At 63.9% G+C, this 16,833-nt stretch carries 16 protein-coding genes; 4 read left to right on the forward strand and 12 right to left on the reverse strand.

Annotated features, from left to right (window positions below):
- The 5 genes from GEMMAAP_RS14550 to GEMMAAP_RS14570 form a co-directional block, all read right to left on the reverse strand.
- Positions 1-1,215: an acyl-CoA dehydrogenase family protein gene (locus GEMMAAP_RS14550; protein ID WP_026848608.1), complete on the reverse strand. Its 1,215-nt coding sequence runs from the start codon at positions 1,213-1,215 to the stop codon at positions 1-3.
- Between the two features lie 23 nt (positions 1,216-1,238).
- Complete coding sequence (locus GEMMAAP_RS14555; protein ID WP_075071537.1) at positions 1,239-2,051, reverse strand: SDR family NAD(P)-dependent oxidoreductase; 813 nt, start codon at positions 2,049-2,051, stop codon at positions 1,239-1,241.
- Between the two features lie 126 nt (positions 2,052-2,177).
- Positions 2,178-2,891, reverse strand: a complete 714-nt coding sequence (locus GEMMAAP_RS14560) for a dienelactone hydrolase family protein (protein ID WP_026848606.1) — start codon at positions 2,889-2,891, stop codon at positions 2,178-2,180.
- Positions 2,892-3,000: 109 nt separating this feature from the next.
- Complete coding sequence (locus tag GEMMAAP_RS14565) at positions 3,001-4,263, reverse strand: 4-hydroxy-3-methylbut-2-enyl diphosphate reductase (RefSeq protein WP_026848605.1); 1,263 nt, start codon at positions 4,261-4,263, stop codon at positions 3,001-3,003.
- A gap of 56 nt (positions 4,264-4,319) precedes the next feature.
- Positions 4,320-4,778, reverse strand: coding sequence for an acyl-CoA thioesterase (locus GEMMAAP_RS14570; RefSeq protein ID WP_043579450.1), 459 nt, complete (start codon positions 4,776-4,778; stop codon positions 4,320-4,322).
- Between the two features lie 94 nt (positions 4,779-4,872).
- Here GEMMAAP_RS14570 and GEMMAAP_RS14575 point away from each other — a divergent pair, with 94 nt between their 5' ends.
- Complete coding sequence (locus GEMMAAP_RS14575) at positions 4,873-5,793, forward strand: universal stress protein (RefSeq protein ID WP_026848604.1); 921 nt, start codon at positions 4,873-4,875, stop codon at positions 5,791-5,793.
- Positions 5,794-5,806: 13 nt separating this feature from the next.
- On the opposite strand, the gene yjjX is transcribed toward GEMMAAP_RS14575, so the two are convergent.
- Complete coding sequence (gene yjjX, locus GEMMAAP_RS14580; protein ID WP_202969144.1) at positions 5,807-6,364, reverse strand: inosine/xanthosine triphosphatase; 558 nt, start codon at positions 6,362-6,364, stop codon at positions 5,807-5,809.
- Positions 6,365-6,461: 97 nt separating this feature from the next.
- Between yjjX and GEMMAAP_RS14585 the strand changes: the two genes are divergently transcribed.
- Positions 6,462-7,115 carry a CGNR zinc finger domain-containing protein gene (locus tag GEMMAAP_RS14585; protein ID WP_026848602.1) on the forward strand — a complete coding sequence of 218 codons (654 nt, stop codon included), beginning with the start codon at positions 6,462-6,464 and terminating at the stop codon, positions 7,113-7,115.
- A 67-nt stretch (positions 7,116-7,182) separates the two neighbouring features.
- Positions 7,183-7,806: a hypothetical protein gene (locus GEMMAAP_RS14590; protein ID WP_145979160.1), complete on the forward strand. Its 624-nt coding sequence runs from the start codon at positions 7,183-7,185 to the stop codon at positions 7,804-7,806.
- A 113-nt stretch (positions 7,807-7,919) separates the two neighbouring features.
- Here GEMMAAP_RS14590 and GEMMAAP_RS14595 read toward each other — a convergent pair whose 3' ends face one another.
- The 5 genes from GEMMAAP_RS14595 to GEMMAAP_RS14615 form a co-directional block, all read right to left on the reverse strand.
- On the reverse strand, positions 7,920-8,600 hold the full coding sequence (locus GEMMAAP_RS14595) for a sigma-70 family RNA polymerase sigma factor (RefSeq protein WP_158514877.1): 681 nt from the start codon (positions 8,598-8,600) through the stop codon (positions 7,920-7,922).
- A gap of 125 nt (positions 8,601-8,725) precedes the next feature.
- A complete protein-coding gene (locus GEMMAAP_RS14600; RefSeq protein ID WP_026848600.1) occupies positions 8,726-9,343 on the reverse strand; it encodes a TetR/AcrR family transcriptional regulator in 618 nt (205 codons plus the stop codon).
- A gap of 371 nt (positions 9,344-9,714) precedes the next feature.
- A complete protein-coding gene (locus GEMMAAP_RS14605; protein ID WP_026848599.1) occupies positions 9,715-12,408 on the reverse strand; it encodes a DEAD/DEAH box helicase in 2,694 nt (897 codons plus the stop codon).
- Positions 12,409-12,535: 127 nt separating this feature from the next.
- Entirely contained in the window at positions 12,536-13,522 is a 987-nt protein-coding gene (locus tag GEMMAAP_RS14610; protein ID WP_158514878.1) for a hypothetical protein, read from the reverse strand.
- Positions 13,523-13,889: 367 nt separating this feature from the next.
- Positions 13,890-14,969 carry a 6-phosphofructokinase gene (locus GEMMAAP_RS14615; RefSeq protein WP_026848597.1) on the reverse strand — a complete coding sequence of 360 codons (1,080 nt, stop codon included), beginning with the start codon at positions 14,967-14,969 and terminating at the stop codon, positions 13,890-13,892.
- Positions 14,970-15,134: 165 nt separating this feature from the next.
- On the opposite strand from GEMMAAP_RS14615, the gene GEMMAAP_RS14620 reads away from it, so the two are divergent.
- Positions 15,135-15,611 (forward strand): pilus assembly FimT family protein, encoded by a 477-nt coding sequence (locus GEMMAAP_RS14620; RefSeq protein WP_026848596.1) that lies wholly within the window; start codon positions 15,135-15,137, stop codon positions 15,609-15,611.
- Between the two features lie 35 nt (positions 15,612-15,646).
- On the opposite strand, the gene GEMMAAP_RS14625 is transcribed toward GEMMAAP_RS14620, so the two are convergent.
- Positions 15,647-16,807 carry a DEAD/DEAH box helicase gene (locus GEMMAAP_RS14625; RefSeq protein WP_053333703.1) on the reverse strand — a complete coding sequence of 387 codons (1,161 nt, stop codon included), beginning with the start codon at positions 16,805-16,807 and terminating at the stop codon, positions 15,647-15,649.
- Positions 16,808-16,833: the final 26 nt, after the last annotated feature.

The raw sequence follows: 16,833 nt of genomic DNA on the forward strand, positions 1-16,833 counted from the left end.
TCAGTGCTCCCTGGGAATCCGGGGGGCCACCTCGAGATACGGCCGTAGGGCCCGACGGGCAATGACGGTCTTGTGCACTTCGTCCGCCCCGTCGTAAATGCGGGCGGCGCGTTCGTGACGGTACCACCACGCCAGCGGTGTGTCGTCCGTCATGCCCAGCGCGCCGTGTACCTGAATGGCGCGATCCAGCACCCGTTGCAGCGTATTGGCGACGAACACCTTGATATAGGAAATTTCCTCCCGCGCCGACTCCTGCCCCTCACGCGCCATACGGGTTGCGGCATCCAGGACCATCAATCGCGATGCGTGAATCTCCAGACGGGATTCGGCAATCCAGAACTGCACCTGCTGTTTGGTGGCCAGGGTTTCACCCGGGGCCACTTCGCGGGTAGTGGCGTAGCGGCACATGAGATCGAACGCCCGTTCACAAATGCCAATCCACCGCATGCAATGGTGAATGCGCCCCGGCCCCAGACGCTCCTGCGCCAGCGCAAAGCCGTGCCCTTGCAGTCCCAGCAGATTGCCCGTCGGCACACGCACGTCATCAAAGCGCACTTCAGCGTGACTGGCCCAGCCGCCGCCGGCCTCACCCATCACGGAGATGTTTCGCACGAGCTTGTACCCCGGCGTTTGCAGCGGCACGATGATCTGACTGGCCCGGTAGTGGCGCCGAGTCTCATCGGCGTCGGTGACCGCCATGACGACGGCAAACGCGGCACCATCGGCACTGCTCGTAAACCACTTGTGCCCGTTGATGACCCACGCCCCCGACTCATGGACTGCCGTGGTGGATAGCTGCACCGGGTTGGACCCCGCATGTTCCGGCTCCGTCATGGCGAAGCAGCTGCGAATCTCGCCGCGCGCCAACGGCTCAAGGTATTCCTGCTTCTGCGCGTCCGACCCAAAGGCCAGTAGCAGTTCCATGTTCCCCACGTCCGGCGCTTGGCAGTTGCACACGTAGTGCCCAAAAGGCGACCAGCCAAGCACTTCGCTGAGCCGGGCAAAGGCATCCAGCGGCATGTCGAGCCCACCGTACTGTGCGGGGAGAAACGGGGCCCACAACCCCAGCGCCTTGGCGCGGACGCGCAAGGCATTGAGCGTAGGCTCAGCCACATGCCAAGGCGCACCAAGCAGGGTGGCCTCAAGCGGTACGATTTCTTCGCGCACAAAGCGCCGTGCGGTGGCGAGCAGCGCATCGTGATCGACCGGCGTCATATCCGACGGGTACGCCGTAACGATCACGACAGGTATCCTCCGTCCACCATGTACACCGATCCGGTGCAATAGGCCGACGCATCGGACGCGAGAAAGAGCGCCAAGCCGGCCACATCGTCCGGGACCCCGATGCGTCGCAGTGGCTGATGTCCCAGCACCTTGTCGGCGATCGCATGGTCCTGCCAGAGCGCCGAGGAAAACTTGGTCTTGATGAGACCGGGGCAAATCACATTGGCCCGGATACCGTCGGCTCCCCACTCCTGCGCCATCACCTTCGTCAGGGACACGAGGGCCGACTTGCTCATGCTGTACAGCCCCAGTCCGGCTTCCGGCGTAATACCACCGATGCTTGAAATGTTCACGATCGCCCCACCACCACGCTCCACCATGACGGAGTGCGCCGTTTTGCACAGCTCAAACGGCCCCTTCACGTTCACACTGAAAATCTTGTCGAACGCTTCGTCGGTCGCCGTTTGCAGCGGACCGAAAATTGGATTGGTGGCGGCGTTGTTGACGATGATATCAATGCCATCGAAGTGCTCCACGGTGCGAGCCGCCAGTTCGTGGGCATCGGCCGCCTTCCCCATATTGGACGCCAACCCCAGCACGTCGTGCCCCTCAGCCCGCAGGGCGCGGACCACCGCCTCCACATGCTCGGCCTTGCGACTCGAAACCATGACGCGGGCGCCAGCGCGGGCAAACGTCGTGGCGATGGAGAGCCCAATACCACGTGTGCCCCCGGTGACGATGGCCACCTTTCCGTCGAGGCGAAACCGGGAGATGGCATCGGCGCCAACAGGGGTCAGCGGATCAGGAAGCGCGTTCGGGGAGTTCATGGGGAGTACCGGTGAAGAACAGGGAAACGCCTCTGCTCGCAATGTGCACCGATCATGCTGATCGGTCGAGTCGGAGCAGCGGCCGTCTTGCGGCGGCGGCGTTACCAGCCGCCGGTGTCCAGCTCATCAATGCGCCTCGAGGTTGATATGCAGAAACTCCAGGGTCCGGGTCCACGCCAGCTGTGCGGCCTGTGCGTTGTAGACCACGTCCCGGGAATCATTGAAAAATGCATGACCGGCTTCGTAGAAATAGCCGTCACATTCGGCGCCGGCATGTGCCATGTCCCGCAGCAGCCGGTCGGCCTTGTCACGCGGAATCGACGCGTCGTGCACGCCAAAATGGGCCAGCACCGGCGCCCGCAGTGCTTTGAGATTCACCGGCACATTCGGGTTGAACACCCCGTAGAAGTCCACCACGGCATCAAACATTTCCGGATGGATGGTGGCGGCGTAGAGCGCCAGCTGGCCACCCATGCAGAAGCCGAGGACGCCCACCCGTTTGGGGTGCACCGCATCGTGCGCTAAGAGATACTCGGCCGCACCGCCGAGGGCCTGGGCCGCGAAGGGGAGGTCAAGCGCCATCATGAGACGCTGCGCATCGTCGGGACTGGTGGCCGATTTTCCCTTGTACAGGTCGGGGGCCAACACGACATAGCCCGCCTCGGCAAAGCGGTCCGCCACGGACTTGATGTGATCCACCAGCCCCCACCATTCCTGCAGCACGATCAACCCGGGGCCGGTTCCCGCGGGGGGCAGGGAGAGATAGCCGTGGGCCTGTCCGCCAGCGGTCTCCTGACCGGGGGCACGGAAGTCCATCATGCTGCCACGAAGCTCGCTCATGGGATGCTCGGAAGGGGGATTCCTGAACATTCGCCAAACGACGACGCGGCGCCAGTCTCCCGGCGCCGCGTGGGCTCACGTACGCGTTGGTATTGTCAGCCGCTCGTGATCAGACGACCGATGCCGGATCAATCCCGCGAATGGCGAAGACCCGGGCCACGGCCTGACCGATCTTGTTGTTGGGCGTGCTGGCCCCGGCGGTAATCCCCACCCGCAGCGGGCCGTTGGTGGGCAACCACGGCGCCATCGTGTCTTCCACGTGATGCTTGGCAATACGGCGGAACCGCACCGCATTGTCCTCCACCAGAATGTCGTCCGGATCGGCAATGTGATACGTGGGCACCTGCTCAGCGCACAGTGCCGCGAGCGAGATGGTGTTGCTGGAGTTGTAGCCGCCAACCACCACCATGAGGTCCATGGGTTCCCGCATCAGCTCCATCACCGCATCCTGACGGTCCTGCGTGGCACTGCAGATCGTGTCGAACGTGCGAAAATGTTCCGCCTTGTGCGACTCGCCGTAGGCACGGGCCATCGCCTCGCCCACCGCCGCGCCAATGGCCAACGACTCGCGCGCGAGCATCGTGGTCTGATTGGCCACCCCGATACGATCAAGATGCAGGTCCGGATCAAATCCGTCTGACGCACCCACGGAGAACTTCTCGAGGAATGCTTCACGGGAAAGCGGCGTACGCGGCGGGGTGAGCCCCGCCTTCGCCTCGATGTAGTCCATCACCATGTCCGCCTCGGCCATGTCCCGTACTACGAGGTACTGTCCATTCGGGTACTTCTCCACCTGCGACGCCGTGGCACGGGTCTCTTCGTGGTAGTACTTGCCGTGAATGAGCGAGGTATACCCGTCTCGGGCGTACACTTCCACGCGCTTCCACACGTTGAGCACCGAGCCGCATGTCGTGTCGACAATCACGCAGCCCAGGTCGCGTAGTGTCTGGAAATCCTGAATCGTCACACCAAAGGCGGGCAAGATGACCACGTCCGGCGCTTCCACCGGCGAATAGTCAAACCCCTTGCCGCTGGCCGATAGAAAGACCACGCCCATTTCGCGCAGCTTGGCATTCACATGCGGATTGTGAATGATCTCGCCCGCCAGAAAAATGCGCTTGTCGGGAAACTTGATGCGCGTCTGATAGGCATAGTCCACCGCGCGCTCCACGCCGTAGCAGAACCCGAACTCCCGGGCGAGCCGGATGGTGGTCTCTCCCACGTTGAGCGAGTAGTCGCGCGCGCGCAGCAGGTCCACCAGGTGACCGGTATAGTCGGCCGCGAGGGTATCCTGGACTTCGGCCTTGAGGCCGAAGCCCTTGCGCACGTAGGTAGCGGCGGGAGACGAGGTCTCGGAAGAGCTGTTGGACATGCGACAAATCTAGTCGGGAATGCTCGGTCCGGCGCCTCCCCCGGGAGTTCGGGAGGTTACGGTGTCGGGGTCGCGCGCGCGTCGTCGTCAGCGCACAGAAACGGGGCCATGGCGTCCCGGAGAATCCGCGGCAACGGGCGTTTGGCGAACCCCTCCACGGCCACGCACACCACCACCAGCGAGACCGTAGCCACCATCCGGCCGTCGTCATGCCGGAGGTGCATGGTGAGCGTGAGGGAGGTCTCCCCAAGTCGGGACACCCAAATGACCATATGCAGCAGATCGTCGAGACGCGCCGGGATCAGATAGTCTATCGACAGATGCCGGCGCGGCATCCACACCTTCGGGGCTTCAAAGATGAACGTGTATGGCAGCCCAGCCGCCCGCAGCAGTTCCTGCTCGGCCGTATCCAGGAACCGGGTAACGGCGCTGTACCGCATGATGCCCACCAGATCCACATCCGCCCAACGGACGCGGTCGGAGCAGAAAAACGGACGGGGGGACTCCACCGACATGAGCGATCTACCGGATGAGGGAGGCACCAGCTTGTGACAAAGGGTCAGGACTTTCCCTCTGGCAAAAATAGCGCGGTTGGTGCACCGTCACAGTATGTATACGTCCATCTTCGTGCCTTTCGATGGCTCGGCGCACAGTGCGCGAGCCCTGCCTGTCGCGGCCGCGCTCGCCGCCCGCACGGGCGCCAGCGTTCAGCTCGCAATCGTCCACGATCCCAGCGCGTATATCCCTTTCGTACCGGGCGAAGTCGCCATCCCGGTTTATGATCAGGAACTGGTGCAGGCACACCGCGCGCATGACCAGCAGGTGCTGGACGCGGCGGTCGCGCAACTCACGCAGCAGGGCGTAAACGCCAGCGGTGTGCTGCTCGACGGCACTATTGTTGAAGCGCTGGAGGAACACCTGCTCACGTCGCACGCCGACCTGGTCATTCTGACCACCCACGGGCGCAGTGGGTTCGAGCGGTTGCGCCTGGGGAGCGTCGCGTCCGCCTTTCTCACCCGCGCCACAGCGCCCGTCCTGCTGGTGCGTGGCGCCGGTAGTGAACCCGGCAACGAGCAACCGGTGCTGCCAACAGGCTCACTGCTCTGCGCCCTGGATGGATCGGCGTTTGCCGAGGCAGTCCTCCCGCACGCCCGTACCTTCGCAGAAGCCACCGGCATGCAGATGCATCTGGTGGCGGTGACCGTGCCGCACGCCATTTCCATGGCGCCCTTTGGCACGGAGGCTCTGTTGGCCGACGACAGCGCACTCGTGGCCGAGGAACATCTGCGGGAGGAATACCTGCAGCGCATGGCGGCGACCTGTCCACCCGGCACCACGGTGCACGCGATCACGGACATGAGCGTATCCCGTGGGCTGCTCGATGCCACCGATCAAAAGCCATGTGCGGCCATTGCCATGGCGACACACGGCCGCGGTGGCTTCAAGCGCTTCATGCTGGGCAGTGTGGCGGACGAAGTGATTCGCCACGCCCATGTACCACTGCTGGTGTATCGCCCCAGCGCCCAATAGCCAACTGCGCAGGTCAGGCGTCGAAGAAGGCTGGCGCCAACCATGGTGCCAGCGCGTACGCCACCATGGGCTCGTAGGCCCGTTGCCGGTCTACGAGCCCCGCTGTGAGGATGCCCACCGCCCCACGCCCATGCTTGGTCCCCACCGTGTCCGCCTCAGCGTCCATGGCGTGCCCAAGCTCTTCACCGGCGCGAATGCGGGCGGCCACCCGATCAGGGAGCGGCATGGACAGAGAGCCGCCAATTCCCTCCCGCCCGTGGCAATCAACCACCACGGCCCAGGCACAGCTGCGCATCCGTCCGTCGGGAAGCACCACCACGCCGCCTTCGAGTCCCACGGCGAACGTCGCGCCCTCGGTGCTCGCCAAGGCAGATCGTGCCCGTTGACGGGCACCGGCCTGCGTTTCCTCATCACCCACGGGCTGACTGGGGACGCCGCTGGCGACCGCCACGCCACGCACCGTGGCGTTTGGCGCGATGCGCGCCACCACCGCCTGCACGGCGGCCACTTTCACCGGATTCGTAGACCCAACGATCACCAGGTCCATGTTCAGCGGGGTTTGGGCGTCCATGGGCCTCCCTTGAGAGCAAAAACGTGAGGAAGTAACCGGCAACCCGCTTGCTTGCAGGCACGTAGAGAAGTAACCTCTGTACAACCGCTACCACCATATGCCCGTTTCCACATCCGAATCGCGGCGGGCAGATTCGCGCGAACGGTCGCCGGGACCGGTACCACCGCGCACGCGACTCTGGCTCGACTTCGTAAACACCGACGCCGCCGCGCAATTGCCCGGGGGCGATTTGTTGCGCGATTTCGAGGCGCTGCTGTCGTGGCTCCAGGGGCAATCGGCGGTGGATGACGAACGAGGATCGGGTATTCGCCGCCGGGCCGTGTTGCAGCCGGCAGCAGCAGCGGCCACACTGGTGGACGCCCGTCGGGTGCGGGCGGCGCTGCGGGCCCTCGCTGAGCGCGGAGACACCCAGGAACGCGTTCGCGAAGACGCGGTGGTGGAGATCAACCGGGTTCTCGGGCGCAGTGCAGGCACCCGCCGACTGGATCCGTTACCGGATGGAGGGTTCCTTCGCAGCTTCGTGCCGACGGGTGATGCCTTTGCCGGTCTCATGATTCCTATCGTGGAATCAGCGGCCGACTCGCTCATTGAAGATGAACTGCCACGGGTGCGTCGCTGCGCGGATCCGCGCTGCCATCGGGTCTTCCTCGACGGCACAAAGAACGGACTCCGTCGCTGGTGTGATATGGGGACGTGCGGCAACCGGGCCAAGGCGGCCCGTCATCGCGCGCGCCATGGAGACAGCCGTTGACGGCGCTCTCGCCCTGGTGCCTCGCTGAATGACCACACCGCGGACCCCCTCCCACGCGGTCGGCAGCGTGCCTACACCTCCCGTCGCTCAGGATCTGTCACTGGAGCGCGGCTTTGTGGCGTCGCTCCGGTGGCTTGTCTCCGAAGGCGATGCCCGTGGCGTGCGGCGCATTGCCGTGGAACTGCGGGCGCTCCGCGAAGCGCTGGCCACGCTCGACGAAACCCGTACCGCCCGTGATGAGCAGGTGCGCCGCAACACCGAACTCGATCGCGAAATTCAGTCGGCATTGTCCATTCTGGGGCCGGGCACCGCAGTCAATGGCAACGGGACGCTGGTGCAGCGCCTGATCAAGTTGCGTGAGCGCCTGGCCGAGGATACGGCGGCCCGACAGCAACTCACCTTGGAGCGCGACGCCTGGCGCGCCATGTGCACGTTACTCACGCACACGCGCGCTGGCGTACAGGAGTTGCTCACGCGCACGGAAGACGAGCGTGACTACGCGGTCTCGCAACTCGAGGTCATGCAGGAGCGCGTCATGGAGTTGGCGGTAATGCACGATGATGCCGCGGCCCAGGCACAGGCAACTCGGCAGGAAATGTCGGCCCTGCGCGAACAGTTGCGGCAGTGGAGCGGCACCGTGGAACGGGCGCTCGCCGAGCTGACGCAGGGGGCACGCGAGCTGGCGGACTGAGCGTCCTACGGCAAACCCAAAACACAAGACCCGAACGCCTGACCCGAAACTGATCCGTTCCGGGTTATGCGTTCGGGCCTTGAGTATTGAGTCTCGCGGGCCGACGGTACTACTTACGCGCTCATCAACGTCGTTACCGAGGGCTGCATCACCGCACGCACGACCGACTCCTTGAGGTATCCCATTTCGACGGCATAGTTGGCCAGCTTGCGCTGCAGCAGACGACGCCCGCGGAACAACCGCGACTTCACCGTTCCTTCCGGTACGCCAAGCACATTGGCGATTTCCGCGTAACGCAACCCCTGCAGATCGCTCAACACCACCGCCGAGCGATACTCTTCTGGCAACGAGCGGATGGCCCGCGTGATTTCGTCGTCGAGGAAGGAGTCGTAGAACTTGCCTTCCGGATCGGCCTCCCCCACCGCTTCGAACAGCGCCCAGCCTTCGGTATCCTCAGGCTGCTGCACCTCGCGGGCATCGATGCGCCGCTTGCGGCTCACGAAGACATGGTACAGGATCGTGAACAACCAGGCCCGGATGTTCGTGCCGAGATGATACTGCTCCCACCGCTCCAGCGCCCGGAGCAATGTGTCGGAGACGAGATCTTCGGCGTCATCGCGCGAGCGCGCCAATTTGAGCGCAAACGAGTACAGCGCATCGAGGTGGACAAGCGCCTCGCGCTCGAACTGCGCACGCCGGGCGGCGCGCTCCTCGGCGGAGAACACCGTTGGCCGCGTCTCCTCGGCGTCGCTTTCGCGATCCACCACCGCCTGCTGCACCGCGTTGTCGTTCATGCTCACCATGATCCGTCTCCAAGGTCGCGTCCTGCGCAACCAGTTCCGTCTGCGTGTCACCGCGTGGACCGACATGCCCTCGCGCGTGTGTGTCCCGGTCATGCCCCTACGTCGGAGAACGAGGGTTACTCGTGACTCCGATTTTGCTGCATGGCCGCGCCATCGCGCACATGCATCGCGATAAATCGCTTGAGGTCGGCCGCGATTCCTTCAAGCACCGACAAGTCGCGCTTCACCCGCGTCATGAGCACGGCCCCTTCGAGCGCCGCGATGATGAACCGCGACAGGCGTACCGCATCCACGTCGTCGAGCAGCTGCGGCCGCGCTTCCCACAGCAGTGAGCGGATCTGACTGGCCCAGCGTTCGAACACGGCTTCGATGCGCACCCGGAACCCCTCGTGCGCGTCGGCAAGTTCGGCCGCCAAATTGCCAAATGGCGAACCGCGCCGACCGCCACTTTCCGACTGCAACGCCACGACCGCATCGATGAACAGATTCAGACGTTCCAGCGGATCAATCATCGGCTCACGCAGAATCGCGAGACCGCGCTCGGCAAATCGTTCGAACTGCCGGTTCAGTACTTCATAGCCCAATTCTTCCTTGGACTTGAAATAATGATAGAAATGGCTCTTCCCACTGAGCTTCGCCCCCTTGATCACATCGTCAACCGACGTGGACGTAAAGCCCCGTTCGGAGATGAGTGTGGCGGCGGCGTCGAGGATCTGCGTGCGTCTGTCTGACATTATGGAAGGTATATTAGGACCAAGTGGTCCTAAGCGCAAGTGCGAATTAAATGGATTTGTAACTTCTTATTTAACAACGCTTTATAAGCTATCGAGACATCTCGATGAACTTTTAAGAGTCGCGTTTATCCCATCAGACTAGGACCATTTGGTCCTAGTCAAGACACACCACCCTCGACCACTATTCAGGTACGTTCCTCGACAGCATCGTTATCGAGGCTCGTCCCGCCTAAAGGGAATCGCCGGGATTCGTGCCATTGCAGGTTCCCGGGCGCGCCACCACTTCGCTCGCAGCAGGCGGAGACGTCAAGCAGTCCTCCTCGCCCCCAAGGAAGCGGGAGCCCGTTAACAGGCGTGAAGCGGGGCGCGGTCTATCGACCGCGCCGCTTTCCCGGATGACGCCCACCACCCTTGCCGGGCTTTCCCCGCGGCCCACCACCCTGACGCCCACCACTCCGTTCGTGACGACCGTGACCGCGCACCTCCCGCTCGCGTCCTTCACGACCGCGTGACACCCGCGCATCGTGCGCCGCACGTTCCTCGTCGGTAAACGGCAGGTCGAGCCTGTCCTGCAGCTCCAGTAAGTCATCAGCGCGCACCGAACCGCGCTGACCGCGGGGCACCATGAAGCGGAGCGATCGGTCGAGCACAGGCAACTCCTCGTGCACGATCGTGCGCGCCAGCTTCTCCGGCAGTCGAAGACGCGCAACCGGCACCCATCCGCCGTCGTGCTCCTCGACGTCATAATCAATGGAGACCGTTCGGTCACGAATCTCCACCGCCCCCGGCAGGGCCCGAGCCGTCGCCAGCTGCGCCTCACTCACGAAGTCCCGACGATCGAGCAGCATGGGAATGGCCCGCACCTCTTCCCAGCTGCGGGCGTCGCCCATGCGTGATTCATACCAGGCCGTGAGTTCCGCCTGACCAAGTCGCGGCGTAATGCCTCCCAACCGCCGCCACACCTCGCGGATCTCTTCCACAACCGGCTGATTGCGACGCACCGCTGTATGCCGCAACTCCCCACGCGCCGCCGCCTCGGCCAACAGATGACGCGCCCCGGGCGCGAACTCGTCGGAGAACACGGTGAGCGGCTCACTTTCACGCGACAGCTCGAATCCGTAGTACGTCACCCGACGCCGCAGCAACACCGGTGAATGTTTGCGCTCCGCGTCCAGCGCCAACTCCGGCGGGTGACGCTGCGCATACTGCCGGACCAGATCCATCGAGAGCTGCGTGCCTTCAATGGCGGCGCGCGGAATACCATGACGGTCGGCGAAATAGCGCAGGGATCCGGCAACGGCCCCCCACGATCCGCACACGCTGGTCTTGGACACGCGGGCTTCGTGGCCATCCACCGTCTCCTCCTCAATCACCAGATCGAAGGGCATGAAGCGCGCCAGCAAATCGGCGAATTTGCGGTGCATGACCTGGCCGGCAATGGGCAGGGTCTGCGGCAGCGGCATACCCACACTGCGATACACACTGGCCATCGCCAGTGCGGCATCTTCCAATGCCTTCACCAGCACCGCGCGCTGCTCAGCCCAATGGGCAATACGCTCAGCGTCGAACATGTGGCGCGGTAATCCGTACACTTCGCCAATGTATCCAGCCACCCGGAACGCGTCGGCGTACAAGTTGTAGGCCGTGAGATGATCGCTGCCGCGTACCACCAGCCCTTCCAGATCACGCCCTTCGCGCGTCATGCGGTGTAGCGACTCGATCCCACTCATGACAGCCAGTGCGGGCAGCAGCTCGTCGTCGCCGTTCACAATGAGTTCGCCCCAAGCGCGATCAACCGGGAGCGCTTCTACGGCGCGACCATATCCGGTGAGGCGCCCGTTCTCAATGAGCCCGCGCTCCTCGAGCCGCAGCAGCGCCTTGCGATACGCCGCACGATCCAGCGGAACCGGGAGATCCAGATCATCGGCCCGCACCCCGAGCCCCGCACAGGTGAGCGCCACGCGCTCGCTGTCGCCGGCCAACTGGAACTCAGGCTCCGTGGGGCGAAGCGCTTCGAAGCGAATGTCGCGGTCACTCAAAATGTACACGCGTCCGCCTTCCACCCGCCCGTGTACGCGCCCGGCCATCTGCAGAATTTCGTTGGCACCCAGATGCACGCGCGTGAGCACGTTGCGGCCACGATCAATGAGATTCGTGAAGCGCGTATCGTCGATGATGACGGTATCAAGCCCCGGCACGTTCAGCGCGCTTTGCCCCGCCGCGGTCATGGCGATGAAGAACGGCTTGGGCACCACGCCCTCGAGGAACGGGCGGATGACCCGAATGGGTTCGCCACCGTGGTAGTGCGCGGCCGTGATTTTGGGGAAGCGCGTGCGCACCCACTCCGCGGCTTCTTCCACACTGGCGCGCGTCGGCATGAACAACGCCACGCCGCGTTCGCTGCGCGCGAGTTTCTGCAGGAACTTGTCATCAAGAAAGTTGAGCGGCTGCTTGCGCTCCACTTCCACCTTGGCGGCCTTGCTGGCGTCAAACGCTGACACCTGCAAGACATCGGCACTTTCGAGATACCGGGAGTAAAACGCCGGATCAACGGTTGCGGACAACCAGATATAGCGGCACCCCACACGCTTGCCGAGCGCGAGGCAGAGCTCAAGTTCGGCGCTGGTCTGGTGAATCTCATCCACGACCAGCGTGTCGCTGGCCTGGATATCGCCATCCTGAAACCAGCGACGCGCTATACCGGTGGTTACCACCACCACATTCCAGGTGGGCGTCTCCGGTGTGGCTTCACGCTCGCGATTCACGACGCCGACGCGCAGCGTCTCCGTGCCAAGAATGGTCTCGGCAATAGGGCGGATGGCCAGTGTTTTGCCGGTCCCTGTACCGGCCACAATGCCAAACCCCTCGCCGCTGCCAGCCAGTCGGCGCAAATCATCGCCACGGGTACGCTCGAGGAAGGTGTCGAGATGCAGCCCAACGGCCAACTCAATCGTTTCGCATGCGGCGCGCGTGGGCGCAATCACGATGATGCGGCCCGTAGGCGGCTTGGTCGCGAGATAGGTCTCGCGATCCGGCGGGAGGTATCGGTCGGTGGTGTGTCGCACCTGTGGAATGTACGACCTAGACCCGTACAGGGGGATACTCACCACTTGCAACCCCAACGCAAAACCCGGAACTGATCAGTTCCGGGTTCTGGGTTTGAGTCATGAGTTATGGGTGCGGCTTACATAACTACCGCTGAATCAACTTGACCCGCTGTCCGCCCTTGAACACCTCGATGCGATCGGCACGACCGTCGCGATTCACATCCGTCCACACCTGCAACAGTTCGCTGTTGGTGTCGAGGAAGATGGCGCGCCAGGGAATACCGCCTCGTCCCTGGTCGGGAATTCGCACAATGAATTCGTTTGTCCCGAGCCACTGCATGATTTCGTTGCTGGGCCGTCCTTGCACGACATCCAGCGCACTCCGCATGGCCGGAAGTACCTGCGGGTAGGCGCGCGACGCGAACTCCGGCAAGTCGTCGCACCGTCCGTCCTTGTCGCGATCGGTGCACACGGGCGGCCCGTAGCGCAGATCATCGCACCATCCATCGCCATCGCGATCCAGACAGGTGGCACTGCCGAAGCCCGGCGGTGGCGCGTTGGGTGCGAAATAGCGCGGATCGTTGACTCCCCCAGGCACCACCACACCACCCGGCGTCACGTACCCGCCATATGACCCTGCAGGCCCCTGCGGTGACGGTTGGGGGCCAGGATACAACGAAGCCGGCGAATTGCTCGCCGGCCGGTCGCCGTACAACTGCTCATCGGAAATTTTCTTGGCCTCCCACGCGTCACGGGCCCGGGGATCGGCCTGTGAGAGATCCGGCGGGACCAGTGGCGGGCCCTTCTTGTCGGTACCGCGCAGACTCTTGATGGGGAGATCGTCGATCTTCTTGCCCTTCGACTTGTCTTCTCCGTACACCACCCGGCCATTGGACGGCTTGTTGCGCACCGCCGAGGCACAGTCGGTCGGGGCGGGCTGCTGCTGCGCCGGCACGCCGTCCACCCACACTCGGCACATCCCTGCCGGGGGAAGATATTCGCGCGGGACGCCACCCTTGGCGTCCTTGTCCTTGTCTTTCGACTGTGCCCATGCGCGATCCGCCGTCACTGAGAGACTCAGGACGACAGCCGCCGCAATCAGGCGCCAGGTAGTAGTTCGGTGGGGCATCATCACGCACGTCCTCCAGCAGAGCCCTCGTGAACGCTCACCATTGAGCGATCAGTGGATCTCGTGCCGGCTACAGGGGCAGAGGGTGTGCCATCCCCAGCCAGAGTGGCTGAGTCCTCGTAAGTATCGGCAGATTGGTACCCTACGGACAGGGGGAGGGTCCGATCGGTCACGGGGGTGTCCAGCAGAGGGGACACTTGGGTGTCCCCTCTATGCCAAACTGACCTCTGAAAACTCCCACTGAAAACTCAATACTCCCACTGAGAACTGAAAACTCGCCACGGGCCAGGAGTCCTCAGTTTTCAGTCGGAGTTTTCAGTTCGCAGTGGGAGTTGTCAGGTTTCAGTTGCTCCGCGTTCGCGGCGACCCCTCAATCCCCGAAGCTGATCCCGATCATGCGGGCGGTCTGGACAACGTCGTGCTTGGGGTCCACGCGTTTGGTCTCGCGCAGGACTTCCTCAATGGGAATGGTCACGAGGTGCGGCGACTGCAGAGCCACCATGTGCCCCCACTTCTTGTCGGCCACGGCCTGCACCGCTGCCGCGCCGAAGCGGGTAGCCAGCAGGCGATCGTAACCCGTTGGCGAGCCGCCACGCTGCAGGTGCCCCAGCACCATGGAGCGGGTTTCCTTCCCGGTCAGGCGCTGAATGTCATAGCCCAGCCGTTCGGCAATGCCGCCAAGCCGGCGATCCTGCCCCGGCAGGGACTCCCCGATGATGGACTCATGCCCGCCCTTGGGCTTGGAGCCTTCCGCCACCACCACGATGCTGAAACGCTTCCCGCTCGCATCGCGCGCCATGATCTTCTCACACACCTTGTCGATCTCCCACTCGATTTCGGGAATGAGAATCACGTCGGCTGTCCCGGCCACACCGGCATGCAGCGCAATGAACCCCGCTTCGCGCCCCATGACCTCAAGCACCATCACCCGATCGTGCGATTCGGCGGTGGTGTGCAGCTTGTCGATCGCTTCCATGGCCGTATTCACGGCCGTATCGAACCCGAACGTGGTAATGGTGCCGGCCACGTCGTTGTCGATCGTCTTGGGCACGCTCACCACGCGGACCCCCTTCTCCTGCAACTGCTGGGCAATCTTCAGCGAGCCGTCGCCGCCAATGGAGATGATCGCTTCAATTCCCAGATTGCGGGCGTTCTCCACCAACTCGTCCGACCGGTCCACGTTTTTCCACGTGCCGTCGGGCTGCTGAATGGGATAGGCGAATGGGCTGCCGCGATTCGTGGTCTTGATGATCGTACCGCCCTGACCGGCAATACCGCGGACGCTGTCCGTGGTCAGGGGGACGATCTCGTCTTCACCAAGGAGGCCCGAAAAGCCACGCTTGATGCCGAGGACGTCCCAGCCGCGGGTACGTGCCGAGAGCACGGCCGCCCGGATGACCGCGTTGAGGCCTGGGGCGTCACCGCCGCCGGTGGAGATGGCAATCCGCATGTTTCTGAAAATGACGTGGGTATAGGGAGTGAGGCGTAATGTACCTAGAGGACCGGAATTGGGGAGCAGGGGCAGGGGCGTGGAAATGGGCGGATGCGCAACAATTTGATGACAGGAAACCAGCGCTCCGGTGACAGGTTGGGTCGTCTCCCACCCTCACTTGCCATGACACAGCGCACCGCCGGTATCCCCTCCACTCGCCAGCTCCCCATGCGTGGCCCGTGCCGCCGCGGTACCACCACTGTGGAGCAACTCCTCGTGCTCGTCACCCTCGGTATCCTGTTCGGGCTCGCCTGCACCAGCGGCATGCCCCTGCTGCAGGCGGTAGCTGTTGAGACGGCGTCACGTGAAACAGTCAGTCTCTTTGCCCTGGCCCGCGACCATGCGCTGGCGACTGGCGCCCGGACGGCCGTGCGCCTGGATGAGCGGCGCCAGCGGGTCCTCGTGCACCGGGGAATCGACACCCTGGCCGTGGCGGACTTCGTGCAGCGCGGGGTCCGGTTGGAGGCCACCCGCGACTCCATGGCCTACGGCGCCTCGGGGCTCGGGGTGGGCGCCGCCAATCTGCGGGTCATTCTTTCCCGCGGGAGCCGCGCCGACACCCTCACCGTCTCACGATTGGGACGGGTTTCCTCGCAATAGCCCGTGAGGCCCCCTTGGGGACCCCACGGCCCCCGTCAGGTCCCGAAATCGAACCCCGGCACGCTCACACGTGGAATCTCCTGCCCAATGGTGCGCTCAATCGTGCGCACCATGCCGATATCTTCGGCGCTCATGAACGTGTACGCGTCGCCCGTGCTGGCGGCCCGACCGGTCCGGCCAATTCGGTGCACGTAGTCTTCCGGCTGTTGCGGCACGTCGTAGTTGATCACGTGCGTGATGCCACTGATGTCGAGCCCGCGCTGCGCAATATCGGTGGCCACGAGCACCCGGAGCGTGCCGTTCTTGAAGTCTTCCAGTGCCGCCATGCGCTCGCGCTGTGACTTGTCCGCATGCATGGCCCCGGCCCGCACACCCGCCTTCTCGAGATCACGCACCACCCGGTCTGCGCCGCTCTTCGTGCGCGTGAACACCAGCACCGAGTCGTGGGAGTCCTTGGTGAGCAGATGCACCAGCAGGTCGTTCTTGCGGTGACGGGGCACCGGGTACACCGCGTGCGTGACCGTGATGGCCGCACTCGAGCGCCGGCCCACCTGCACCACCACCGGCTTGCGCAGATACTTGCGGGCCAGCGCTTCCACTTCAGGAGGCATGGTGGCCGAAAAAAGCAGCGTCTGACGATAGCGGGGAATCTGCTCCACAATCCGGTTCAGCTGCGGCGCGAAACCCATGTCGAGCATGCGGTCCGCCTCGTCGAGCACCAACGTCTCGAGGTAGGTAAAGTCCACGTTGCGCTTCTCGAGATGGTCGAGCAGACGGCCTGGCGTGGCCACGACCACGTCCACCCCTTGCCGCAGCGCCTTTTCCTGCGGCTCGTACCCCACACCACCAAACACCGGGATCACGTTGACCGGGGCATGGCTGGAGTACTTCCGCACGCTTTCTTCCACTTGAAGGCACAGTTCGCGGGTGGGCGTCAGCACCAACACGCGGGTACGGCGCGGTCCGCCAATGAGGCGGTGCACCATGGGCAGCGTAAAGCTGGCCGTTTTGCCGGTACCCGTCTGGGCCAGACCGATGAGGTCACGCCCCATGAGCGCAAGCGGGATCGCTTCGCGCTGGATGGGTGTGGGACGTTCGTAGCCGGCGTCGCGCAGGGCATTGAGCAGGGGCTGGGCCAGCCCCAGGTCGGCGAATGTTACGTCGCCGACGAGCGTATCAGGATCGATGACTGTCATGTGTGTACAGGAAAGGTAATGCCATG

Origin of the sequence: Gemmatimonas phototrophica (assembly GCF_000695095.2) — a bacterium.
Classification (GTDB): domain Bacteria; phylum Gemmatimonadota; class Gemmatimonadetes; order Gemmatimonadales; family Gemmatimonadaceae; genus Gemmatimonas; species Gemmatimonas phototrophica.

Excerpts from the sequence above, each read along its gene's own strand:
- GEMMAAP_RS14550 (WP_026848608.1), bottom strand. The coding sequence starts at position 1,215 with ATGACGCCGGTCGATCACGATGCGCTGCTCGCCACCGCACGGCGCTTT.
- GEMMAAP_RS14555 (WP_075071537.1), bottom strand. The coding sequence starts at position 2,051 with ATGAACTCCCCGAACGCGCTTCCTGATCCGCTGACCCCTGTTGGCGCC.
- GEMMAAP_RS14560 (WP_026848606.1), bottom strand. The coding sequence starts at position 2,891 with ATGAGCGAGCTTCGTGGCAGCATGATGGACTTCCGTGCCCCCGGTCAG.
- GEMMAAP_RS14565 (WP_026848605.1), bottom strand. The coding sequence starts at position 4,263 with ATGTCCAACAGCTCTTCCGAGACCTCGTCTCCCGCCGCTACCTACGTG.
- GEMMAAP_RS14570 (WP_043579450.1), bottom strand. The coding sequence starts at position 4,778 with ATGTCGGTGGAGTCCCCCCGTCCGTTTTTCTGCTCCGACCGCGTCCGT.
- GEMMAAP_RS14575 (WP_026848604.1), top strand. The coding sequence starts at position 4,873 with ATGTATACGTCCATCTTCGTGCCTTTCGATGGCTCGGCGCACAGTGCG.
- yjjX (WP_202969144.1), bottom strand. The coding sequence starts at position 6,364 with ATGGACGCCCAAACCCCGCTGAACATGGACCTGGTGATCGTTGGGTCT.
- GEMMAAP_RS14585 (WP_026848602.1), top strand. The coding sequence starts at position 6,462 with ATGCCCGTTTCCACATCCGAATCGCGGCGGGCAGATTCGCGCGAACGG.
- GEMMAAP_RS14595 (WP_158514877.1), bottom strand. The coding sequence starts at position 8,600 with ATGAACGACAACGCGGTGCAGCAGGCGGTGGTGGATCGCGAAAGCGAC.
- GEMMAAP_RS14600 (WP_026848600.1), bottom strand. The coding sequence starts at position 9,343 with ATGTCAGACAGACGCACGCAGATCCTCGACGCCGCCGCCACACTCATC.
- GEMMAAP_RS14610 (WP_158514878.1), bottom strand. The coding sequence starts at position 13,522 with ATGATGCCCCACCGAACTACTACCTGGCGCCTGATTGCGGCGGCTGTC.
- GEMMAAP_RS14615 (WP_026848597.1), bottom strand. The coding sequence starts at position 14,969 with ATGCGGATTGCCATCTCCACCGGCGGCGGTGACGCCCCAGGCCTCAAC.
- GEMMAAP_RS14620 (WP_026848596.1), top strand. The coding sequence starts at position 15,135 with ATGACACAGCGCACCGCCGGTATCCCCTCCACTCGCCAGCTCCCCATG.
- GEMMAAP_RS14625 (WP_053333703.1), bottom strand. The coding sequence starts at position 16,807 with ATGACAGTCATCGATCCTGATACGCTCGTCGGCGACGTAACATTCGCC.